General features: G+C 68.2%; 1 protein-coding gene. It reads right to left on the bottom strand.

The window, feature by feature from the left end:
• Positions 1–604 (bottom strand): CapA family protein (locus AC08OQ_RS13890; RefSeq protein ID WP_476612099.1); only part of this gene is annotated, 604 nt, incomplete at its 3' end.
• Positions 605–755: the final 151 nt, after the last annotated feature.

The raw sequence follows: 755 nt of genomic DNA, 5'->3' as shown, positions 1-755 counted from the left end.
CGGAAGACAGAGCTAGGCCGAGGCGGCCCGGGGCCGCGGCCCACGCCCGTGGAATGCCGCTGGAGGGCAGGCCGAACGAGAAGACCAGGACCCGCCGGCCCCCGCCGAGCGGGACCATGGCCGGTTTGCACGCCTCGTCCGCGTCGCGCCCGGCTCCCACCGCTCTCAGCCCGGCCGCGAACAACGCGTCGAGGGTCTCGACGAGCCCTCGGTGGCCGGAATCCAGCAGGTGGTTGTTCGCCAGCACGCACACATCGGGCCGGGCGGCGGCCAGGCAGGGAAGGTTGTCCGGACTCATCCGATAATGAACCGCCTTTCCGGCGGCGAAGTCATCGCACCGGGTGATGTTGTTTTCCAGGTTCACTACCCGAACATCGGGCTGGACCTCATCCAGCACGGGCAGTGCGTCACCCCAGGGCCAGGCGAAGTCGACCGGGCGAGGAATCGGGCCGTTCGCTGCTTCAGCCAGCTCGACATAGGCGCGGGCATCCCGGATATATCCCTCGGAAAGTCTCGGGTTGCCTGGATGCGGCAGAATCTGGTCGACGCCGCGGCCTAGCATCACATCGCCGCAGAGGAACAGCGTCACTGTGCCGTCGTGCACGGTTCCAGCCTAGGCCACCGGCCGGATTCCTCCGGTTCGCCGAGTTGACGCCCCTCAGGGCAGGGCGGAACCTGTAGGCCGCGAGCGGAACCCCCGAGGGGGTGGCCTCATGCACGGAGTAAGGACCAACGCCTTCACCGAGGCTCATAGG

It is taken from the genome of Frankia sp. CcCS3 (genome assembly GCF_977927575.1).
The sequence above is the reverse complement of the archived record's forward strand: the minus strand, read 5'-3'. Positions and strand labels throughout refer to the sequence as shown.